Raw genomic sequence first — 20,835 nt, forward strand, 5'->3', positions numbered from 1 at the left:
TGGAATTGTCTATCTAAATAAATAAATTTAAAGGAGCAATTTTACAATGAAAAATTGGAAATTACTTACTGTATTAATGGCGATGATGCTATTAGTATTAGCTGCTTGCGGTTCTAAGGACGAAGCAAAAGAAGAAGATAAGGGTTCTTCAACTGACAAAAAGCCTGCTGAAGAGCAAAAGGAAGAAGCAACATCTTACCCACTTACAATCCCTGCTATCAAAAATGGTGAAGAAACTTTTAAAGAAGTAACTCTTGATAAAATGCCTGAAAATGTTGTTGTATTTGATTATGGTTTCCTTGATACTTTAGATGCTTTAGGTGTTAAAGTTGCAGGTGTTCCCCAAAAATCAGTTCCAAAATACTTAAGCAAATATACTGATAAAAATTACGTAAATGTTGGTTCTTTAAAAGAGCCTGCTTTTGAAGCAATCTCTTCTATGAATCCAGACATTATTTTCATCTCTGGTCGTCAAGCATCTGCTTACGATGAATTATCGAAAATTGCGCCAACTGTATTTGTAGGTGTAGATGATACAAACTTTATGGAATCATTCAAAGAGAAAACTGAATTAGCTGGTAAGATTTTTGGTAAAGAAAAAGAAGCTGCTGATGCATTCGCTGCGTACGAAGCAAAAGTAGAAGAAGTTAAAGCTAAAACAGCTTCAGCTAAAGAAAAAGCTTTAATCGTTTTAGGTTCTGAAGGTTCATTATCTGCATATGGTCCTGGTTCACGCTTCGGTGTTATCCATGATGTATATGGTGTAAAAGCTGCTGATGAAAAAATTAAAGTTGATACACATGGCGACAATGTAAGCTTCGAATATATCCGTGACACAAACCCAGACGTTTTATTCGTAGTTGACCGTGATGCTGCTGTAAATCCAGATGGTGAGTCAGGTACAAAAGGTGCGATTGAAAACGAAATCGTTGGTGCTACTAACGCTGCGAAAAACGGTAAAATCGTTTATTTAGATCCACAAGTTTGGTATTTATCTGGTGGCGGTTTAACTTCTGAAACTCAAAAAGTTGAAGATGTTCTAAAGGTGTTTAACTAATATGTTTGTACAAATTAAACGTATTGTCGTTACGGAAGGGAATTCGGATAAAGTTGTTGAGCGTTTTGGCGCCAAAAAAGATGGCCCATCATTGCTTGAACAACAGCCAGGCTTTATAGATAAGCAAGTACTTGTAAAAAAAGTACGACGTGGTGATGAAGAAGTGCTAATTGTGGTTCGATGGGAATCAGAAGAGGCATGGAAAAATTGGGAGAAGAGCCCTGAGCATATTGCTGGTCATAAAGCAAATGCTGGTAAATCGAAGCCTGATCATATCATCGAAAGCGGCCAAGAAGTTTATTATGTAAAAGGTTAATAAATTAGAGGTGTCTCAAAGTTCATTTGAGGCATCTTTTTTCTTATGAATAGAACATTGAAAGCTTTGCATTATCCAGTAGAAATGAATGATAGATAGTCAAAGCTGCAGATAGGAGAGCCAAAGAGACTAATAGAACTATTGAAATGGCATATAGAATGGTATTAAGGAAGAAGGGGGAGGCACAAATCTATAAGCGTGCCATACCCAATGCAGCGTAATTCTTAATGTTTAATGTTCGCTTTATTCCATGCATTAAATGCTGTAGTAATATTAAAAGAAATACCATTTTCACTAATGGAAATCCCGGTAAAAGTGGCAGCTAATCGTTTGTGTGCCCAATTTGCTTCAGTTATAGCAGTATACTTTCCTAAAGGGGACATATCCATTTCTACTTCTGAATTATAGAGATAAACAGGCAAGTCGACTGTTTCGCCAATTTTAGCAGCATTTCCAATAGATGAAGTGCTGGAGCAATTGCCTCTTGCATTTATAATACTAAAGCTTGGCGACGTATAGATTATTGGTGCATGTATATTCAAACCTGAGGTAAATGGACTTACTAAAGGTAACATAGATAGACTATCTTCAGATACTCTTAAAATTCCATATTGTTCAATAAAAGTGTCCAGCTTTTGCTGAAAAGCATCCTCAAATCCAGGAGTATTGCAAATAAAATTTGAAAATGTAGATTTGCTTTTATACTCTGCTAATGTTTCTTGATAAGCCTGTTGCTCGGCATCAATAATTATTTGCACAAAATATTGTTGTTCTTTCGAAGGTTTTTTAATGGTGATTTCTTCTTTAGACACAGAAATTGTGCAGGAGAAATTAGCCGTAAGTATTAAAATGTTTTCATTTACTTCATTTTTCATTTCAATCACTCCCAGTGTTTTGAGAATTTCCTTGTTAAAGATTTAATGATTCCTATAAAAAGGCTCATCACAATACGTAGGGGATTTCCGTTTCGAATGGGTATTCCAAGAAGTCGACCAGCCTTCTCTCCAATCAATTTATTTACATGGCATACGGTCATTTTTAAGGTAATGAACCTTTTAATGTTGAATTTATCAAAGATAGTACGAACAAAAATATAAATTTCCCTTAATTTAAGCGTATCATCAGTAAGGACGCCATTTCAATGGTGAGTTTACGCCAAAAAGTGGCGGTCAATTATTTAAAACCGCCACTTATTTCACTATTTTTTAACAAAAAAATGGCGTCCTTATCACAAATACCGCCACAATTTGGCGGTATTCTCGTTCAAAGGCTCATCACCAAAACGTGTGGTTGATTTCCGTTCCGACTGGGCGCTTTCCTGGGGGCGTTCGATGAGCCGCTTCGCTTCGCTGCAGGGTCTCATCTGTGACGCTAATCCCCAAGGAGTCGCCCAGTCTCCACTCCAATCAACTATATGCATGACATAAGTTTTAACAAATGTCATCCACAACATTTGGTGATGATCCCGTTCAAACGATTTTGTGTAATATATTTCCTTTAATTTTCGGTATATAGTATTATTTCCCATTAATCTATATAATATTTAATAACATACTTAAAGGGGGAGAGGACTATTGGAGGAGCTTGACGATCAAATTAATGAATCATTGGACATTCTAATTGAGAACGAGGCATTGATAGGTCATGAACTAAGGTCGATGCTAAAAAGTTTTAAGGAAGAAAAAAAGGCAGTTGGCTATTCGTTTGGTAAGTTATGTTATTGGCATTATGAAGCATTTACAGATTGTTTGAATGAGGACATTTATAAAGTTGCCGCTGCTATTGAACTTCTCATTTTGTCCTTTGATATAATCGATGACTTGCAGGATAATGATTCAGACTACAGTTGGACTAAAACACCTGAACTATCATTAAATGTTGCTTTAGCTATGCTAGTTATGGCTTCTAGAACTATACGTGAGACTTCTTTTGAACACAAAAGTACCGCTATTCAAATACTAGAGGATTATGCTTTGCAGAGTATAAACGGTCAGCAACTGGATTTACTCAATACTTGTAGGGATGAGCAATCCTATTTACAAATGATTGAAAAAAAGTCGGGTTCATTAACAACAATGGGTTGCTTAATTGGTGAAGTGCTTGCAAAAGGTGAGATATCTTCTGAGGTTGAGGAGTATGGGAGATACATAGGTATTATCCAACAAATTAAAAACGATATTCAAAGTTTAAAAACTTGGGGACCCAAAAACGATTTGCTAAATAAAAGATATTCATTGCCTATTATTTATCTTTTAGCACAGAAAAATGATGTTTCAAAGTTTGTTATAAACTATTATAATGACGATATAGATGTATTTTTGGATAATAATGCTACTGAAAACGAGTTGACAAATGGTGGTGCAATACGGTATGCAATTACTATTAAAAATGTTTACAAGTTTAAAGCATTAAATACTCTTGAAAATGTATCTGTAAATGAGGTAGGTAAAGACTACCTAAAAAAATTAATGAAATGAGGAGAGATTTGTATGATTAATGTAATTCAATATCTAGAAAAGAACCCAGACCTAATTGCTATATTAAAAGCACAAAAAGCATCATTAATTGGAATTTCATCTGTAGAACAAAAAGCAATTTTAGATGCGTTTAGTAGTGAAATCGAGTTGAAAAGTGAAGCTTGGGTTTAAAATCGTTGAGTAGTAAATTGTTTTGGCCCGCTATAATGCTCTATTTAGCGATCGGTATTTATCTGAATTATGTGAATTATAGTGGGCCGTTATTAGGAATTGAGGTAGAAAAAGAGGATGGCAAGTGGGGGGTAACGCAACCTTACTATAAAGACTGGACAGGGTGGGAAAATATTTCATCATCTGATGTTATTTTAAGAGTAGATGATGTGCCAATGGATCATCTAAATCAGCTGAAATATAAAACTGAAATAGTAGCTGCTAATGAAATTACAATCATGAAGCCAAATGGAGAAATAAAAGACATACATATCAAGCATTTAGATATCCCGCACCAATTTTACTATATATTAGTATTTCCAGCTTGTTATTATCTATTAACGCTATTTATTACTATCTATCTACATTTTAACCAAAAAAATATAAAGCTTACTAACTTACTTATTCTTTTTATGCTAACTGTTTCATTAGCTTATGTAAGCAGTGGAGTATCGAGTAGATTAAATGGAATTGGGATTATCGTAAATCGTAGTAGTATGGTGTTATGTTTAGTCGTATTATTGCATTTTTTAAGAGATTATTATTCATTTGTAAAAACTAAGTGGGTATTTACAAAAAATATCAAATTCTTTTATATATTCCCCGTAATCGCTTTTTTACTGGGCTGTATTAGCACTTTCTATCCTGCTACTTATGTTGCTCTTTCTAATGTAGTATTAGTCCTTTTCTTCATTCTCCTTATTATTATCCTTATTATGTTATTGCTAAGTTATTTCAAATATAAATCACCTCAGTTGAAAATATTGTTAAGTAGTATATTGATACCGTTTCTGCCATTTCTTTTTTTATATTCACTTCCTAAAATTTTTTTTGATAAGTATATTCTTTCAGGTGAAACCAGCTCTTTATTCTTATTGCTTATTCCTTTTAGTTTTATCTTTACACAATTAGCAGAGCGGCTATTTGATATCGAATATCATATTACTAGATTACGTTATTATGTAATCTTTTCATTGATTTTTACTTTGTGGTTTATAGTTGGATTGTATTGGATTGCAGGAAAATATTTAACGATGACCGTAATATCAGGTGTTTCATTTTTTACTTTTACATCGTTAGTTGTTCTTTTTTACATAAAAGAGAAAGTCGATTATCGAAAACGAAAAATTTTATTTTCGACAAAAGGGGATTATATACATCAATTATATACGGCGGTAGATAGAATCGGTAAAACAATAAAAATAAATGAGCTTCTAGAGAAATTCGCTCAGGAGGTTTCTCTACATCTTGAGCTCGAACACGTCTTTGTTTTAACTTATGATTATGACACAAAGCAATTTACATCAACAGTTGAGGGAAGTCTTCCGATTAATCCAATGTTAATGGAAGATTTAAAAATAGGGGAAATTAAAAAATTTGATCAAGTCTATCTAGCCTTCCTCCATCAAGATGCTCATTATAAAAGAGCACTAGTATTGCAACATAATAATTCGATTCATTTAAAAGATGAAGAGCTTCTATGGCTTGAATTGTTCTTATTATATGTAAACAATTTTATTGAAAATACAAAGATGGTAGAAGAACTGTTAGAGGAACTAAAGCATATGAGGCAAGCGGATGATAGTCAATTACCTTGGTTAAGCAAATTATTATGGTTAAGGTTTGAAGAGGAAAAATATCAATTAGCTCAAGAATTACATGATACAAATTTGCAAGAGCAGCTCCATATTGCCCGGGAGGTTGATGTCCTAGTCAATGCGAAGGATACAACAGATGTCCAGCAAAAACTTGCAAAAATTCATAAGCAGATGGTTGCATCATTACATGATTTAAGAGCTTATTGCGAAAATTTGAAGCCTCCATTATTAGATACATTAGGGCTGAATGCTGCATTAGAAAAGCTAATTCGCAAAGTAATAGAAAGAGCTAGTTTTGTGTTAATTTATACGATAGATCGCCTTTATTTAGAAGATGAGCGTATGAATTTAATGATTTATCGATTATTTCAAGAATTACTCAACAACTCTTTAAAACATTCCTATGCAACGACAGTTGAAATTCATCTGCTGGAAATGGACAATGGTTTCGAAATTATCTATAAGGATGATGGTGTAGGATGTAATATTGATGATATTATTGTCGCAGAATCGATGGGAATTCAAGGTATGCAAGAGCGTGTAAAGGCCTTTAACGGGCAGTTTTACATAGATACACAGGTTAATGAAGGAATGTCTATTAGAATTACAGTAAAAGAAGGAAGTGATACACTTGATTACGATGCTCATAGTGGATGATCATCCTATTGTGTTAGAGGGAACGAAAAATTTATTTCAAGAAAATGAAGATATTATAGTTGATACAGAAAGTGATGCAACGCATGTCATTCAGAGAATTAAAAACAAACCATATGATATCTACTTAATTGATATAAATATGCCGTTAGAAAATGGCATTAATTTAGGACGAAACATTAAAGCTATCCAGTCAAATGCTTCAATTATCCTTTATACTGGTGATGATATTACTGATTATTATCCACTTATTTTAGAACGAAAAATAGAAGGTATTTTAGCTAAAACAGCATCTAAGGAACAAATTTTGCGAACTGTTCGAGCCATTGCAAATGGTGAAATTGTTTTGCCTCAAAACTTCTTGGATTTTCTCGATAATAAATTTAAACTGCAAGATGCAAAACTCGATATTCACTTAAATGAAAAAGAAAAGAAAATTTTAAGATTAATAGCTGAAGGACATACGAATAAAGCGATAGCTATAGAATTAAATATTCCTCAGCGAACAACTGAAAGATATTTAACTCAGCTGTTTTCTTTATTGAATGTAGATTCGCGGACAGAAGCTGTAAATCTTGCAGAAAGAATGAATTTACTATAGATTGTCTGTATGCTATACTTATTTTCGTTGGTATATTTTTCAATAAAAAGGGAGAGTTTAGGTGGTTTTGCAATACCGTATTTTAACTTGGTTGATTTTACCTAAACCTCAATTCTAAATACCTATAATTTTCATGTAACACCGCCAAAATTTGGCGGTGTTTTTTGTGTGTCCGCCAAATCACGCCAAAAATCGAGAAGAAGACCGCCAAAAAATTGGCGTAAACCCAACGTTGAAATATCGGTGTAAGTACTGGTACGCTTAAGATAATCGTGGTTAAGTAGATTTGCTATAGTAAGTATTACTATATAAGATTTCGTTTAAAATAAGAGCCTGACTATCTATGAATAAAGTAGAGATTGTAGATTTTTTTTAATGTTACTAGCTAGTCAACATACTTCACCATAAAACTTTATATAAAGGTAGGCGTGTATTTTGAAAGTAGAACTTGAAAACTTATTTTCTATAGATGAATCTAGTCAAGATCAAGTCATTAAAGTTTATAATCGCTATGGTATTTTTATCGGTGCACCTGAAATAAGAAAAAGAAAATTAAAGGCATCATTCAATCCTATTTTTACATTAAATGAAGATGTAACATATGAACATGTAGCAGAACTATATAAATCATTGGAACACGAATTGGGGATCGTTTCAATCGGAGAGCGTTTTTACTTTGACTTTTCAGATTACGAATATGAGCAAGCACCATTGTTTACGTTAAACTCAACGGGGAACTCAACTGATATGTTTATAGATGATAAAGGTACTTTATTTTCTATAAGCACCCATTGCCAGCATTGCGGACTAATGGAAAAAGAGCAACTTTCACCATTAGTAATAGATACAACAGAAATGAAAGATCGTCATCTAGTTCATGTGAGCGGATATTGGGTAGCTTCACAGGAATTAGTGACATTAATGAAGCAAGAGGATATTAATGGCTATGAACTTTTAGAGGTTATTCATCAAGGACCGGAAGAAGGGAAGCAAAAAGCTTTTCAAATTATACCGACACAAGTATTACCAGAAAGCAGTATCGAAAGAGTTAAATTATATTTTGCGACAGAACAGCCTCCATGTGGTTGTGGTTTAAGTGGGGTAATCAATGGTCCTGATATATATCATCGCAAAGATTTAACCAATATAAAAAATGATGTATTCTTTTCAGCGGAATGGAGCCATGACGGAAGATATTTATATCGAAAGACTTTGTTCAGTAGAAAGTTTAGAGAATTAATTATTAAAAACAATATATCTCGCGAGGTAAGAGGAGAGAAGGATAAAAACTTTGGGCCAAAGGATTGGTTATTCGATCCAGTGTTATTAAAATAATTCAAACTGAAGGTGAGGAAGTGTATATTTTGTTTAGAAAAATAATACCTATCGTTGCAATCTTATTTATCGTTGCATTAGCTCTTTCGAATTATTTTAATAAAGCAGAAGTCAAAACATTTGTTATACCTCAGGAAAGAGGGGGCGCACTGGGTTAGGTAAAGTTTCACCAATCGGGGATATACAGGCAGTTAACCTCGTACCTAACTTCTTTGCGTTGGGAGTTGTTCACGGGATAAAAAGCAAATTTACCTCAAGCTGGCTTAAATATGATATGATGTGAAAAATATAGCAGCATATGGTTTTGAGGTGAAGTATTATATGAAAAAATGGGCATATCCTTTAGCGGTATTAACGCTCATTATCTTTTTTGTGTTACGAGTTACTTTTCAAAGTGATTTGATTCATACTTTTGATACAAAAATGGCTGATTTATTTTTCGGTAATCGTTTTATAGAATTTTTTCACTATATAGGAGAACCGGCATTTGTAGTGTCCGTAGCTATAGTCTTAATAGTATATTTAGCATGGAAGGTAAAAAATAACCGAGGGATATTACTTGTTTTGTTAACGGTTGCAGGTGGGAATGTACTTAACCAGTTATTGAAAAAATGGGTGCAGCGGCCAAGACCTGAGATAGAAGAACAATTAACATCCTATAGCTTTCCTTCTGGACATGCTATGACTGGCATCTTGTATTTATTTACAATCGCCTATATTTTTTCGGAGAACAATAGCAAGGGACGTAAGACATTGCTTTGGCTTGGGGCAATTGTTCTAACTGTACTTGTTGGTCTGTCTCGAATTGCTGGCGCCCGTCATTTTGCTTCAGATGTATTGGCAGGATGGAGTATGGGATATACGTGGTTTATCATTTGTGTTATTTGGTATGAACGTCGAAAGAGATTTTTTAAGACGGAAAATAAATGATGAATTTGGAAAGGGAGCCATCTAATTGAAGGTGGCTCCTTTTGTTATGTAGAAATAAGAGCGGCATTTAAACATACCGCCTTCATTTCTCTAAATCTTTTCAATTACATTGAAACAGCCTTTTCTGCTTCCATAAGCTCTTTTACAACTTCTAAGCAGTCGTAGAATGTCTCAAAGGGCTTATAAGGAAGTTGAAGGTCTTTACAGCGTTTAATAAGATGATCCCTAGCAAGTACTAAATCTGCCTGTTTTGCAGCCTCAAAATCGGAAAGTGAATCTCCAATCACGATTTTAAAATGATTGCTCTGTGCAACTTTTCGCATGACACTTGGCTTGCAGCAACCACAACCCTGTATCTCAAATTTGGCACATTCTTCATCACAGCTATTTGGAAAGATGAGCTTAATATGCTGTCCAGAAAAATCAGCACTGTTACAATATATACCAGAAAATGGACCGTATTTTTTTAATAGTGGCTCAATGAAAAAATCAACACCACCACTAACTATATAAAGCGGAATATGTTTCTCCTGTGCAAAACGAACGAAATCGCCAAAGCCATCACGTATAATGGCCGTATCCAATAAATATTGAATAACAGCATCCTTTTGTTTAGTTGATAATAGCTCGAACATTGCTGAAACGCCATCTTTAAAAGTTATAGTTTGCTCCATCATTGCCTTAGCAATTTTCTCAGACTCCTCTGGAACGAATTGAGTCATTAGTGAGACGATGTTATCTGTTTCTGTTATAGTGCCATCAAAATCACAGAAAATAATTGGCTTCAAGCTACTTCCCCCCTTCAAGAAAAAACGTCTACTTTTGTAGTAGACGTTCAAATTTTATCTGTACACCATGTTCATCGGCTTTTGTTAAGATAATTTGATGTTCTGGAAATTGATTTTTCATGGCATTTACGAAATCTTGTGCAATAGCAGTAGGGATGATGGAAATCAGTGTTGGTCCAGCCCCGCTTAATGCCGTTCCAAATGCCCCATTAGCCTTTGCTGCTACATGAATTTCTGTATACTGTGGAATTAATTTGTTGCGGAAAGGTTCATGGAATAAATCAACTTCCATATAACGACCTGCACGCTCAAAGTCACGAACCATTAGTGATGCTGCTAGCATATTAGCCTTTGCTGATGCCCTAACTGCATACGCACGGTCAAATTGTTCTGGTAAAACAGAACGAGATTCACTTGTTTTTAGCTCGAAATCGGGCACATATACAACAAAAGAAGCATCTATATCATTGACATGAAATGTATCAACAACGCCATTTTCATCCATTGAGGAAATTGTTAACCCTCCTAATACTGAGGCTGTTGCATTGTCTGGATGTCCTTCGATTTGTGAGGATAAATTGAGTTTATCCTGTACAGTTAAGCCTATATCACAGACTTGGTTAGCTAGTTCAATTCCTGCAACGATGACTGCTGCACTACTCCCCAAACCACGGGCTAATGGAAGCTCACTTGCCATTTCTACACGGCAGGCAGGTAGCTGCTTACCGTATTGATCCGCAATTTTTTTGGCAATCACGTATAGTAAGTGCTCTTCCAGCTCAAACTCTTTAGGTCCATTATCATCGAGGTGGATAATTTCCCAACTATCCTGTAAAGATACGGTTAACTTTAAGTAAAGAGATAAACCAAGTCCTATTGAATCAAAGCCCGGTCCTAGATTGGCTGTACTTCCAGGAACTGAGATCTCCCACATGTTACTCATAGTACGTCCTCAATGTATTTTCGAATTTCTTCCTCATCATTTTTAAGTGAGACAACATCTACAGTCGATACATTCATTGCAGTATCAGGATCTTTCAATCCATTACCCGTGAAAATTGTCACTACTTTAGAGCCCTTCGCAATCTTGCCATTTTCAACTGATTTAATAACGCCTGCTAATGATGCAGCTGAGCCTGGTTCAACGAAAATTCCTTCAGTGCCAGCAATTAATTTGTAGGCAGCTAAAATTTCTTCGTCTGTCACCGAATCAATAATTCCACCAGACTCGTCGCGAGCTGCTTCTGCAAATTTCCAACTTGCAGGATTACCGATACGAATAGCTGTTGCCACTGTCTCAGGATTAGCAATAGGTTCACCTTTTACAATTGCTGCTGCACCTTCAGCCTCAAAGCCGAACATCTTTGGTAGACCAGAGCCTTTTGCAGCATCATATTCTTTAAAGCCTTTCCAGTATGCAGTAATGTTACCTGCGTTACCAACAGGGATGCAAAGATAATCTGGAGCTGTTCCTAGAGCATCTACAATTTCAAATGCTGCCGTTTTTTGCCCCTCGATACGGAATGGATTCACAGAGTTTACAAGTGCCACTGGAGTTGTTTCACTTACTTGACGAACAATGTTTAATGCATCATCAAAATTACCGTCGATTTCGATAATCTTTGCACCATACATTGTCGCTTGGGCTAGCTTACCTAGGGCCACTTTTCCTTTAGGGATAACGACTATGGACTGGATTCCAGCACGTGTTGCATAAGCTGCTGCTGCAGCTGATGTGTTACCAGTTGAAGCACAAATAACGCATTTGCTGCCATCTTCAATTGCTTTTGCAACGGCAAACACCATACCACGGTCTTTAAATGAACCAGTTGGGTTTGCACCTTCTATTTTTCCATAAAGCTCAATGCCAAGTTTTTTAGATAGATTTACTAAATGTATAAGAGGCGTATTGCCTTCGTTTAAAGTTAGAGCAGGTGTATTTTCTGTTACGGGTAAAAATTGTTTATATTCTTCAATTAGGCCTTTCCACATAACGTTTACGATCTCCTTTTGTTCTTATAGAAAGAACAGTTGTTTTTGTATAAAAGACATTTTAACGCAAATTACCCCATGTTTTCAATAGAATTCGAGAAATTGTCGAAACAATTCGGTAATTTGAATTTTTGCTTGTCACTTTCTTGAAACAACTGTATAGTAAACTTACAATGTAAAGTCAAGTGTAAAGACAGGTGGTTAGAATGACGATAAATACAGTAACAACAAATAAGGTTCAACAATCTATTTCTCGTAATAAGCTTTTGCGGGTAGCAGGTGTTGGCTGGCTTTTCGATGCAATGGATGTAGGAATATTATCATTCGTTATTGCAGCATTAGCAGTTGATTGGGGATTAACACCAAGTCAATCTGGCTGGATAGGTAGTATAAACTCAATTGGGATGGCTGTAGGAGCTCTTTTATTCGGCGTGCTTGCCGATAAAGTAGGACGTAAGCAAATTTTTATGTGGACGCTTGTATTATTTTCGATTGCAAGCGGCTTGTCTGCATTTACAACTACATTAGCTGCTTTTATGGCACTACGCTTTTTAGTAGGCATGGGACTAGGGGGAGAATTGCCAGTCGCATCAACGCTAGTTTCTGAGAGTGTAGAAGCCAAAGAGCGTGGGCGAGTGGTCGTTTTACTGGAAAGCTTCTGGGCAGTTGGTTGGCTAATCGCAGCATTGATTTCGTATTTTGTTATTCCATCATTGGGATGGCGTATTGCTTTATTGTTAACGGCAATTCCAGCTATATATGCAATTTATCTTCGCTGGCACTTACCAGATTCACCTCAATTTGCAGTAAAGGCAGAGTCTAAGAAACGTAGTGTTGTACAAAATATTCGAGAAGTATGGTCGAAAAAATATGTACGTTCGACACTTATGCTATGGGTGTTATGGTTTACGGTTGTTTTTTCATATTACGGTATGTTTTTATGGCTTCCAAGTGTCATGGTTAGTAAAGGCTTTGATATGATTACAAGTTTTAAATATGTTCTCATTATGACGCTTGCACAGCTACCAGGTTATTTTACAGCTGCATGGTTTATAGAAAAATTTGGACGAAAATTTGTGCTTATTTCCTATTTAATTGGTACAGCTGTAAGTGCTTTCATTTTTGGTAATGCCGAAACAATGGTAGTACTATTAACATCAGGAATGTTTTTATCGTTCTTTAACTTAGGGGCATGGGGTGCACTTTATGCTTATACTCCTGAGCAGTATCCTGCAATTATTCGTGGAACAGGTGCAGGAATGGCAGCAGCTGTTGGGCGCATCGGTGGTATTTTTGGACCTCTATTAGTAGGATTTTTGTTAACAGCAGGTTATGATATCGGCTTCATCTTTGCGATATTCTGCGGAGCGATTATTATCGGTGTTATTGGGGTAATCTTCTTAGGTCAAGAAACCAAACAAATTGAATTAGATTAATAAAAAAACATGTCTTGGATGAACTATAGTCCAAGACATTTTCTTTAATTTTGTTACATAAAAATTAGTTTTATTTAATTTTTATACAAATATTTTTAAAAATCTGTTAAAATCACAATCAATAAGGTTCATCACTAAAAATAGAAGTGATATTTTTTAGAATGTATATCATGTGGATAAGTTGATTGAAGCAGGGGCAGGGCGATTCCTTGAGGTCAAATTACAGTGTCAGTTGGGAGCATGGAACGAACTTCGTAGGAAAGCGCCGCATCGCAACGGAAAACAACCCTTGGGTTATAATGATGAGCCAACAATAAAAATTAATAATGAAGATAGAACTATTTTATGTCTATTTATCACGAACTATCATATTAGCAAGTTAAAGCGTTAAAGATTTTTCAGAAAAGTCATTGTATTCAAATTGTAATCATGATACTGTATTTTTAATCGAATTTAGAGTCAGTAGGAAACAATCTCCATCCGTGATAATTTCATTGAAAGAAAGGTTGGTAGAAATGAGTATTAATGAAGAAATAGAAAGAAGATTTGTTAGGTTGTCGAAGGGACAGCGTAAAGTTGCACAATTTGTTAGGAATAACCCTACAGTTGTAATTGGTAACGGAGCAGCAGAAGTGGGTAGACAGGCTAATGTTAGTGAATCAACGGTTATTCGTTTTTGTTATGCGATGGATTTATCGGGCTATGTAGAGCTTCAAGACAAAATTAGAAGCTATTTAATGAATCAAAATGGTGGTGCGAGTCTTCAACCTACATATTCTTCAAATAAACTCAATGTTCCAAGTTTTGGTAAGGTGATGCAACGTGATATCCAAAATATTCAAGATACGATTCATTTAATTAACGATAATATGCTTCAAAAAAGCTCAAAATGGATGCATGAAGCAGAGTACGTTTATATTTTAGGTACTCGTCAAGCTGCGCCTATTGCAAATTGGTTATCGTCTACAATGAAAACTTTACGTCCAAATGTGAAACAGCTTCGCTCAGAATCTGATGATATTGTACAGCAAATTAACAGTATGGGTGAGCGCACGACATTGATAGTTTTTTCATGGGACAAGCATTCAAACGACATTCAAACGATTGTAGAAATTGCCAAGAAGAAAAAGGCTAAAATTATTGCCATTACTTGTTCGGCATTGGCGTCTATTCGGGAGTATGCAAGTGCTTTATTTACACTTGGTCTGAAAAAGCAATCTACTTTGGACATTATTCCAGTTTTGTTTTCGTTTTTACATGCGCTAATTGAGGAAATGGTCAGTCAGGATAAGGCACAATATGAGAAATATCAGCAATCATATGAACAAGTAGAAAATAATTTGTTATTCTTAGATGCAGCAAGAGAAAAGCAAGTTTTTTAAAAATTTCACAACGAGTAGTAATGTAGTACGGACCAATGAGTACTTATTATTTTAACAATAGTACACATAAAAAAGATGTCTAAATAAGTTTTAGACATCCTTGAAAAAGAAACTTATAAAATTTTACTTAAGCTATATTCGTTAATAAAGTTATCATTTAATTTAACGGCGTTTTGGCGGATGCCTTCTTGCTGAAAGCCTAGTTGTTTAAACAAATTTAAAGCACTATCATTATGCTCCATAATAGATACTTCTAAGCGCGAAATATCTCGCTGTTTAGACCAGCGTTCAGCTGCCTTCATCAGCGCTGAACCGATGCCTTGTCGTTGATGCTCTTCCTTAACAGCTAGATGGACTGCTGCAACATGCTTAGTTTTAGAGTGCTTATAACCATGGATAATGGCATAGCCAGCAAAAATACCATTCAATATACAAAGTAAAATCGTGCGGTTTTTCAATTGTTTCCAATAGCTTAAATCTTTACGAAGCTGTTGAACTGTAAGGTCTAATTCATGTTTCATGTTATACATGAAATCAGTTTGTTGGAAAATTTCTTCTTGCAAATGAATAAATAATCTAGCATCTGATGCTTCAATTGCTCGAATTATGTATGCAGGTGGGTTATCGTCATTTTTAGAGATATTATTTGTAGTCTTCATTTGTGTACGCGAGAAAGTTACACTAGTACCGAGCTTAACATCAATGACGTAGTAGCCTGCATTTGTCCATGACAAATAGTGAGAGAGAGGGGGCTTTGTTTTCTTCCACCAGCTCCTATTTAAGTAAGCTGCATTCGGTAAGGCTTGTCCCATAATATTTTCGAGTTCGCTAAATGATAAAGTAATTTCTTGTTGTAAAGCTACTTCAAAATAATTTGCTAAAGGAATATACTTTTTTTCCATCTTCTTTGTCATCGTGATCCCCATTTCCTATATATCCTAAAATATAGACTCCCTGATGATAGCATAAAATTATGGTTTCTTAAATATAAAAACACAACTATATATCTATTAATAGTAATTTTTTTTTATAAACTATGAATTATTATTATTAAATGTTAAAAATGGGATGGCTAAAATATATAAATTTATTAAAATTAATAATAACCTAGATATAGTATGAATGAGTAATTTTTGGATCATCACCATAACGAAGACGTGATCACAGGACGTCATGCCTTTAGCCTTCTTTCCTCTACTAGCTCGCGCTCCAGGGTATCATTTGTGGTGCTGTGATCCCAAGGAGTCGCTTAGTCTCCGCTCTTCAATAAACTCATAATTATCGTATACGTTTTACAAATATCATTCTTGTGTTTCCAATTTTTGTGTTTGGCTAAAATAGTAGATTTTAGTTGTGGAATATAGTGGATCCTTTATAGATAAACTTTCACTTTATATCATGTTTGTTCATAAGATATGATAAAATAAAATATAAATGTTATTGCCATTTAGGAGGAATAAATTTAATGAGTAAAGTTTTAGTTTTTGGTCATAAAAATCCAGATACAGATACAATTACATCTGCAATTGTATATGCATATTTAAAACAGCAAATTGGCGTTGATGCTGAAGCGGTACGCCTTGGAGAAGTAAATAACGAAACACAATTTGCTTTAAATAAATTTGGCTTTGAGGCACCTCGATTAATCTCTTCAGTAGTTGGAGAAGCAGAGAAAGTAATTCTTGTAGACCACAACGAATTCCAGCAATCTGCAGACGGAATCGAAGAAGTACAAATTACGGAAGTGATTGATCATCACCGTATTGCAAACTTCCAAACGGCTGATCCACTTTACTACCGTGCGGAGCCTGTAGGCTGTACTGCAACAATTTTAAACAAAATCTTCAAAGAGCATGGCGTAGCAATTCCTGCAAACATTGCTGGATTAATGCTTTCTGCTATCATTTCTGATACATTATTATTCAAATCTCCAACTTGCACAGAGCAAGATGTAAAAGCTGCTGAGGAGCTAGCGAAAATTGCAGGTGTTGATGCTGCTGAATACGGATTAGCCATGCTTAAAGCAGGTGCAGATCTTTCAGATAAATCATTAGAAGATCTTTTATCATTAGATGCAAAAGAATTCCAATTTGGTGAATATAAATCGGTAGTAGCTCAGGTAAATGCTGTTGATATTAACGATGTACTTGGTCGCCAAGAGGAATTAGAAATTTTATTAAATAAAAATGTAGCGGAAAATGGTTTAGATTTATTCTTCTTTGTTGTAACAGATATTTTAAACAATGATTCAACAGCCGTTGCAATTGGACAAGTAGCAGAGGCTGCAGCAAAAGGGTTTGGAGCAGAGCTTGTAAATAATCGCGTTCTTCTACCGGGTGTTGTATCTCGTAAAAAACAAATCGTGCCAGTTTTAACTGATGCATTGAAATAATGAAAAAGAGGTTGTCCTGAAATAGGCAACCTCTTTTTTATTCTAACTTTAATGGGTGAACAGCAGGACCCTCAAGTACTTCCCCTTTGGCATTAAAGCGAGAACCGTGACAAGGGCAATCCCAAGTTTCGTCTGCTTCATTCCATTTTGTTTTACAGCCTAAATGCGTGCAAGTTGGTGTATTGGCGTGTTTAACATAGCCTGTCACGAACTCCTTGGCTACGAAGCCTCCTACTTTTAGCATTTGCATAAATTGAGCCCCAAATTTTGTACGTGCTGGCGAATAAAGAGGTATTGCACCATCCTCATTCCCTGCTCCTGTTATCAGAGAGGATAGTATATCTCCAGCTACAAAAGAATTCGAAATTCCCCATTTTCGATAGCCAGTTGCAATGAAAACATTAGGCAAGGACTTTGTAATCCTTCCAACATAAGGGACCATATCAGGTGTTTCAATGTCCTGAGCTGACCAGCGATAGATTGGATCCTGATCGAAATGCGCCTTCATTTCATTTTGAATGGCCTCATAATAGGGTTCCGTATTGGTTGTTTCACCTGCAATATGATTAGCTCCACCTAATACTAAATAATGCTCGTTGTTTATGGTAGCCGTCCGAATGGAGCGAGTAGGATTATCTACGCATAAATATTGACCTTGTAGTGTATCAGTAATTTTGCTAGCAACCATATAGGAGCGACTGTTAGAAAGTTTAAAAAGCTGAAGCCCTCTAAAGGCTTCGATTGGATAGTGTGAGCACAAAATAAGCTTATTGTATTGAACCGACATATCATTTGCGGTATGTAAGCTATTTTGTGGTATGTTTAATTGCTGAACACGGGTACTTGTATAGAGTTTTGCGCCCATTGATAATGCTCCTTTTACAAGGAAATTACAAACTTCTACAGGATGTATTTGAGCCTGCTGGGACATGCTAAGTGCTTTTGTAATTGGGAAGGGAAGCTCTGTATCAGAAGTGATTTTCGCCTTAATATTTAATACTTTATAGGCATTCCATTCTTTTAATAATTGTGCATAGCCTTCTTTTGTTTGGCAATAAAGCAATGAATCTACTTGTTGAATACTTTCCTTAGGGAGTAACTGTAATGCTTTTTCTACAGCTATTTGGTTGAGCTGATAATAGAGCTTTGCCTCATCTACAGAAAGTTTTTCAATAAGGTTGGCATAAACTAAGCTATGCTGTGCAGTTAATTTTCCTGTTGAATTACCAGTCGTACCATGACCGATATGGGAATTTGCCTCAAGTAAGACCACATCTACACCTGATTTTGCTAAGACATAAGCTGTATATAGTCCCGTCAATCCTCCACCGATTATACATACATCACAAGTTGTTGACGCAGGAAGAGATGGTAGGGAAACGGGGTCAATTGTTCCGAGCCAAAGAGATTGTGTCATACATAACCCTCACATTGTTTTTACGTTCAGTATGTAGATTGGTTTGAAAATTTATGCAATGAAGCTTAAAAATTGCCTTATTGTAATTACTATCGCTACAATGTAGCAAAAGGAGCGTGACTAGCTATGAAAATTGAAATTTGGTCAGATTATGTATGTCCATTTTGCTATATTGGTAAAAAGCAACTAGAGCAGGCGATTCAGGATACTGGATTTGCAGGGCAGGTAGAGCTCGTTTATAAAAGCTATCAACTTGACCCAACAACACCTGTGGATACAAATGTGTCTACGTACGAAGCATTGGCGAAAAAGTATGGAATGTCACTAGAAAAAGCAAAGGAAATGACGCAAGGTGTGGCTGCCCGCGCTAAAGAAGTTGGTTTAGATTATAACTTTGATAATTTAATGGAGGAAAATACATTAAAAGCGCATCGTCTAGTAAAATGGGTAGAACAACAAGGGGATGCTACAGCGCTTGTTGAAGCACTATTATACAGTTATTTTATTGAAGCAAAGCGTATTGGTCAGGACGATGTATTAATCGATATTGCTGAGCAAGTAGGTCTGAATCGTGAAGAAGTTACAAAGGTTCTTTCAAACGATGATTTTAAAACAGATGTAGAAACGGATATGCAAGAAGGACTACAACTTGGCGTACGAGGGGTACCGTTCTTTGTGTTAAACCGTAAGTACGGTATTTCTGGAGCACAACCTCAAGAAGTATTTGAAGAAACATTACGTAAAGTAGCAGAGGAAGAAGGCTTACAACCCGGGTTAAAGATGGCAGGCTCTGAAGGCGGCGGGTTTGTACAGATGATAGTTGTAAATTTTAATGCTGTTGGAGCAGATTAAGAGCTAATCAGATTAGTAAGGTACCTATTCATATCTAATATATATGCTTTAATAGCTTATTACAAAAAGGGATGACCTTTGTTAAAACGCATAACATGTGGAAAAGTTGATTGGAGTGGAGACTGGGTAACTCCTTGGGGATTAGCAATAGAGGAACGAAGGCTAAAACCATCACGTCCTGTGATAACCCCTTCGTGACCAACATCGGTGCTGTTGCTGTCGCTACGTTGCACTACGCTTTCGCACAGACGAAAACATGTTGCTGTCGCTACGTTGCACTACGCTTTCGCACAGACGAAAACATGTTGCTGTCGCTACGTTGCACTACGCTTTCGCACAGACAAAAACATGTTGCTGTCGCTACGTTGCACTACGCTTTCGCGCAAAAAACATCTGTTGGCCCAAGCGGCTCATCGGACGCCCCCAGGAAGCTTTGCTCTGTGTGAAAGCGAAGCGAAAGCACCCAGTCGGAACGGAAATCAACCCTACGTTATGGTGTTAATATTTTGAAATATCCGCATTTCAGTCAAAAGTCTGAGTCTACTAGCGTTGACTTTTTACGCAAAGTTTTTTAATATACTTATATATCTTGAATTCGAGATATTAAACTTTTGATTTTAAGGGAGAATTTATATAATGAATGTACTAGTAGTAAAAGCTAACAACCGTCCAGATGGTATTTCAACAAAAATGTATGACACATTTATGGAAAATGTACAAGGCGTAAATGTAACAACGTTTGACGTATTTGCAGAAGATATGCCTTATTTCGGTCAAGATCTTTTCAATGCTTTTGGTAAAGTTCAAAACGGTGAAGCGTTAACTGACATCGAATCACGTCTCTTAGCAGCAAAACAAAAAGCTATGGATGCTTTAACTGCAGCTGACGTAGTTGTTTTTGCTTTCCCACTTTGGAACTTAACAATCCCAGCGAAATTACAAACTTTCATTGACTATGTATTCCAAGCTGGTTATACATTTAAATATAATGAAAACGGACAATTAGTTGGCTTAATGGCTGACAAAAAAGCAGTTATTTTAAATGCTCGTGGTGGATACTATTCTGCACCTGAAGCACAACCAATGGAAATGTCAGTTAACTACATTAAAAACGTTGTTGGTTTGTTCGGTATGGAAATTATCGAAGAGGTTATCATTGAAGGTCACAATGCCTCACAAGATAAAGCACAAGAAATTATTGCAAACGGCCTAGAAGCGGTTAAAAAAGTAGCTCAATCTTTACAAACTGTAAATGCATAATAATTTTTTTTATAAAAGTTCTCTCTAATTTGAGAGGACTTTTTTTTTATTTCTTTCATAGAGGTATGGTAATGGTGAAGAGGTCTAAAATATTGGTACTATGCGCTTGTTCTTGATTTACATTTAATAACATCCTAT

At 35.7% G+C, this 20,835-nt stretch carries 18 protein-coding genes and 1 pseudogene; 13 read left to right on the forward strand and 6 right to left on the reverse strand.

Annotation, left to right across the window (positions count from 1 at the left end; translation table 11 throughout):
* Nucleotides 1-46: 46 nt before the first annotated feature.
* A complete protein-coding gene (locus ACQKMV_RS14050) occupies nucleotides 47-1,057 on the forward strand; it encodes a siderophore ABC transporter substrate-binding protein (RefSeq protein ID WP_427504683.1) in 1,011 nt (336 codons plus the stop codon).
* Between the two features lies 1 nt (nucleotide 1,058).
* Entirely contained in the window at nucleotides 1,059-1,373 is a 315-nt protein-coding gene (locus ACQKMV_RS14055) for an antibiotic biosynthesis monooxygenase family protein (protein WP_427504684.1), read from the forward strand.
* A 224-nt stretch (nucleotides 1,374-1,597) separates the two neighbouring features.
* Here ACQKMV_RS14055 and ACQKMV_RS14060 read toward each other — a convergent pair whose 3' ends face one another.
* The gene (locus ACQKMV_RS14060) at nucleotides 1,598-2,248 is read right to left on the reverse strand and encodes a hypothetical protein (protein WP_427504685.1); all 651 of its coding nucleotides are present in this window, start codon (nucleotides 2,246-2,248) and stop codon (nucleotides 1,598-1,600) included.
* Between the two features lie 699 nt (nucleotides 2,249-2,947).
* On the opposite strand from ACQKMV_RS14060, the gene ACQKMV_RS14065 reads away from it, so the two are divergent.
* From ACQKMV_RS14065 to ACQKMV_RS14090, 6 genes are all read left to right on the forward strand, one after another.
* The gene (locus tag ACQKMV_RS14065) at nucleotides 2,948-3,850 is read left to right on the forward strand and encodes a polyprenyl synthetase family protein (RefSeq protein ID WP_427504687.1); all 903 of its coding nucleotides are present in this window, start codon (nucleotides 2,948-2,950) and stop codon (nucleotides 3,848-3,850) included.
* Nucleotides 3,851-3,862: 12 nt separating this feature from the next.
* On the forward strand, nucleotides 3,863-4,021 hold the full coding sequence (gene comX / locus ACQKMV_RS14070; RefSeq protein WP_427504688.1) for a competence pheromone ComX: 159 nt from the start codon (nucleotides 3,863-3,865) through the stop codon (nucleotides 4,019-4,021).
* Between the two features lie 35 nt (nucleotides 4,022-4,056).
* Nucleotides 4,057-6,315 carry a sensor histidine kinase gene (locus ACQKMV_RS14075; protein ID WP_427504768.1) on the forward strand — a complete coding sequence of 753 codons (2,259 nt, stop codon included), beginning with the start codon at nucleotides 4,057-4,059 and terminating at the stop codon, nucleotides 6,313-6,315.
* On the forward strand, nucleotides 6,299-6,913 hold the full coding sequence (locus ACQKMV_RS14080; protein WP_232733125.1) for a response regulator: 615 nt from the start codon (nucleotides 6,299-6,301) through the stop codon (nucleotides 6,911-6,913). Before ACQKMV_RS14075 ends, ACQKMV_RS14080 begins: the two co-directional genes overlap by 17 nt.
* A 435-nt stretch (nucleotides 6,914-7,348) precedes the next feature.
* The gene (locus ACQKMV_RS14085) at nucleotides 7,349-8,248 is read left to right on the forward strand and encodes a hypothetical protein (RefSeq protein ID WP_427504689.1); all 900 of its coding nucleotides are present in this window, start codon (nucleotides 7,349-7,351) and stop codon (nucleotides 8,246-8,248) included.
* A 321-nt stretch (nucleotides 8,249-8,569) separates the two neighbouring features.
* Nucleotides 8,570-9,178, forward strand: coding sequence for a phosphatase PAP2 family protein (locus ACQKMV_RS14090; protein ID WP_427504691.1), 609 nt, complete (start codon nucleotides 8,570-8,572; stop codon nucleotides 9,176-9,178).
* Nucleotides 9,179-9,282: 104 nt separating this feature from the next.
* Here the strand turns inward: ACQKMV_RS14090 and ACQKMV_RS14095 are convergent, their stop codons facing one another.
* The 3 genes from ACQKMV_RS14095 to thrC are packed head-to-tail and all read right to left on the reverse strand — an operon-like array spanning nucleotide 9,283 to nucleotide 11,958.
* A complete protein-coding gene (locus ACQKMV_RS14095; protein ID WP_427504693.1) occupies nucleotides 9,283-9,966 on the reverse strand; it encodes a 2-hydroxy-3-keto-5-methylthiopentenyl-1-phosphate phosphatase in 684 nt (227 codons plus the stop codon).
* Nucleotides 9,967-9,994: 28 nt separating this feature from the next.
* The gene (gene thrB, locus ACQKMV_RS14100; protein ID WP_427504694.1) at nucleotides 9,995-10,909 is read right to left on the reverse strand and encodes a homoserine kinase; all 915 of its coding nucleotides are present in this window, start codon (nucleotides 10,907-10,909) and stop codon (nucleotides 9,995-9,997) included.
* Nucleotides 10,906-11,958, reverse strand: a complete 1,053-nt coding sequence (gene thrC / locus ACQKMV_RS14105; protein WP_427504696.1) for a threonine synthase — start codon at nucleotides 11,956-11,958, stop codon at nucleotides 10,906-10,908. The genes thrB and thrC overlap by 4 nt, the downstream gene beginning before the upstream one ends.
* 206 nt (nucleotides 11,959-12,164) lie before the next feature.
* On the opposite strand from thrC, the gene ACQKMV_RS14110 reads away from it, so the two are divergent.
* Entirely contained in the window at nucleotides 12,165-13,394 is a 1,230-nt protein-coding gene (locus ACQKMV_RS14110) for an MFS transporter (protein WP_427504697.1), read from the forward strand.
* Between the two features lie 515 nt (nucleotides 13,395-13,909).
* A complete protein-coding gene (locus tag ACQKMV_RS14115) occupies nucleotides 13,910-14,776 on the forward strand; it encodes a MurR/RpiR family transcriptional regulator (RefSeq protein WP_427504699.1) in 867 nt (288 codons plus the stop codon).
* Between the two features lie 113 nt (nucleotides 14,777-14,889).
* Here the strand turns inward: ACQKMV_RS14115 and ACQKMV_RS14120 are convergent, their stop codons facing one another.
* On the reverse strand, nucleotides 14,890-15,690 hold the full coding sequence (locus tag ACQKMV_RS14120) for an N-acetyltransferase family protein (RefSeq protein ID WP_427504700.1): 801 nt from the start codon (nucleotides 15,688-15,690) through the stop codon (nucleotides 14,890-14,892).
* A 551-nt stretch (nucleotides 15,691-16,241) separates the two neighbouring features.
* Between ACQKMV_RS14120 and ACQKMV_RS14125 the strand changes: the two genes are divergently transcribed.
* Nucleotides 16,242-17,168: a manganese-dependent inorganic pyrophosphatase gene (locus ACQKMV_RS14125; RefSeq protein ID WP_427504701.1), complete on the forward strand. Its 927-nt coding sequence runs from the start codon at nucleotides 16,242-16,244 to the stop codon at nucleotides 17,166-17,168.
* Nucleotides 17,169-17,205: 37 nt separating this feature from the next.
* Here the strand turns inward: ACQKMV_RS14125 and ACQKMV_RS14130 are convergent, their stop codons facing one another.
* A complete protein-coding gene (locus tag ACQKMV_RS14130) occupies nucleotides 17,206-18,585 on the reverse strand; it encodes an FAD-dependent oxidoreductase (RefSeq protein ID WP_427504702.1) in 1,380 nt (459 codons plus the stop codon).
* 126 nt (nucleotides 18,586-18,711) lie between these two features.
* Here ACQKMV_RS14130 and ACQKMV_RS14135 point away from each other — a divergent pair.
* Together ACQKMV_RS14135 and ACQKMV_RS14140 are read left to right on the forward strand one after the other, a co-directional pair.
* Nucleotides 18,712-19,418 (forward strand): annotated as a pseudogene (locus tag ACQKMV_RS14135) (DsbA family oxidoreductase).
* Nucleotides 19,419-20,073: 655 nt separating this feature from the next.
* Nucleotides 20,074-20,697 carry an FMN-dependent NADH-azoreductase gene (locus tag ACQKMV_RS14140; RefSeq protein WP_427504703.1) on the forward strand — a complete coding sequence of 208 codons (624 nt, stop codon included), beginning with the start codon at nucleotides 20,074-20,076 and terminating at the stop codon, nucleotides 20,695-20,697.
* Nucleotides 20,698-20,835 lie beyond the last annotated feature (138 nt).

The organism is Lysinibacillus sp. NPDC094403, from assembly GCF_050278745.1.
Lineage (GTDB): Bacteria > Bacillota > Bacilli > Bacillales_A > Planococcaceae > Lysinibacillus.

What these genes read in the sequence shown, in the direction of transcription:
- ACQKMV_RS14050 (WP_427504683.1), top strand. Translation starts at nt 47, where the DNA reads ATGAAAAATTGGAAATTACTTACTGTATTAATGGCGATGATGCTATTA.
- ACQKMV_RS14055 (WP_427504684.1), top strand. Translation starts at nt 1,059, where the DNA reads ATGTTTGTACAAATTAAACGTATTGTCGTTACGGAAGGGAATTCGGAT.
- ACQKMV_RS14060 (WP_427504685.1), bottom strand. Translation starts at nt 2,248, where the DNA reads ATGAAAAATGAAGTAAATGAAAACATTTTAATACTTACGGCTAATTTC.
- comX (WP_427504688.1), top strand. Translation starts at nt 3,863, where the DNA reads ATGATTAATGTAATTCAATATCTAGAAAAGAACCCAGACCTAATTGCT.
- ACQKMV_RS14075 (WP_427504768.1), top strand. Translation starts at nt 4,057, where the DNA reads ATGCTCTATTTAGCGATCGGTATTTATCTGAATTATGTGAATTATAGT.
- ACQKMV_RS14080 (WP_232733125.1), top strand. Translation starts at nt 6,299, where the DNA reads ATGCTCATAGTGGATGATCATCCTATTGTGTTAGAGGGAACGAAAAAT.
- ACQKMV_RS14090 (WP_427504691.1), top strand. Translation starts at nt 8,570, where the DNA reads ATGAAAAAATGGGCATATCCTTTAGCGGTATTAACGCTCATTATCTTT.
- thrB (WP_427504694.1), bottom strand. Translation starts at nt 10,909, where the DNA reads ATGAGTAACATGTGGGAGATCTCAGTTCCTGGAAGTACAGCCAATCTA.
- thrC (WP_427504696.1), bottom strand. Translation starts at nt 11,958, where the DNA reads ATGTGGAAAGGCCTAATTGAAGAATATAAACAATTTTTACCCGTAACA.
- ACQKMV_RS14110 (WP_427504697.1), top strand. Translation starts at nt 12,165, where the DNA reads ATGACGATAAATACAGTAACAACAAATAAGGTTCAACAATCTATTTCT.
- ACQKMV_RS14115 (WP_427504699.1), top strand. Translation starts at nt 13,910, where the DNA reads ATGAGTATTAATGAAGAAATAGAAAGAAGATTTGTTAGGTTGTCGAAG.
- ACQKMV_RS14120 (WP_427504700.1), bottom strand. Translation starts at nt 15,690, where the DNA reads ATGACAAAGAAGATGGAAAAAAAGTATATTCCTTTAGCAAATTATTTT.
- ACQKMV_RS14125 (WP_427504701.1), top strand. Translation starts at nt 16,242, where the DNA reads ATGAGTAAAGTTTTAGTTTTTGGTCATAAAAATCCAGATACAGATACA.
- ACQKMV_RS14130 (WP_427504702.1), bottom strand. Translation starts at nt 18,585, where the DNA reads ATGACACAATCTCTTTGGCTCGGAACAATTGACCCCGTTTCCCTACCA.
- ACQKMV_RS14140 (WP_427504703.1), top strand. Translation starts at nt 20,074, where the DNA reads ATGAATGTACTAGTAGTAAAAGCTAACAACCGTCCAGATGGTATTTCA.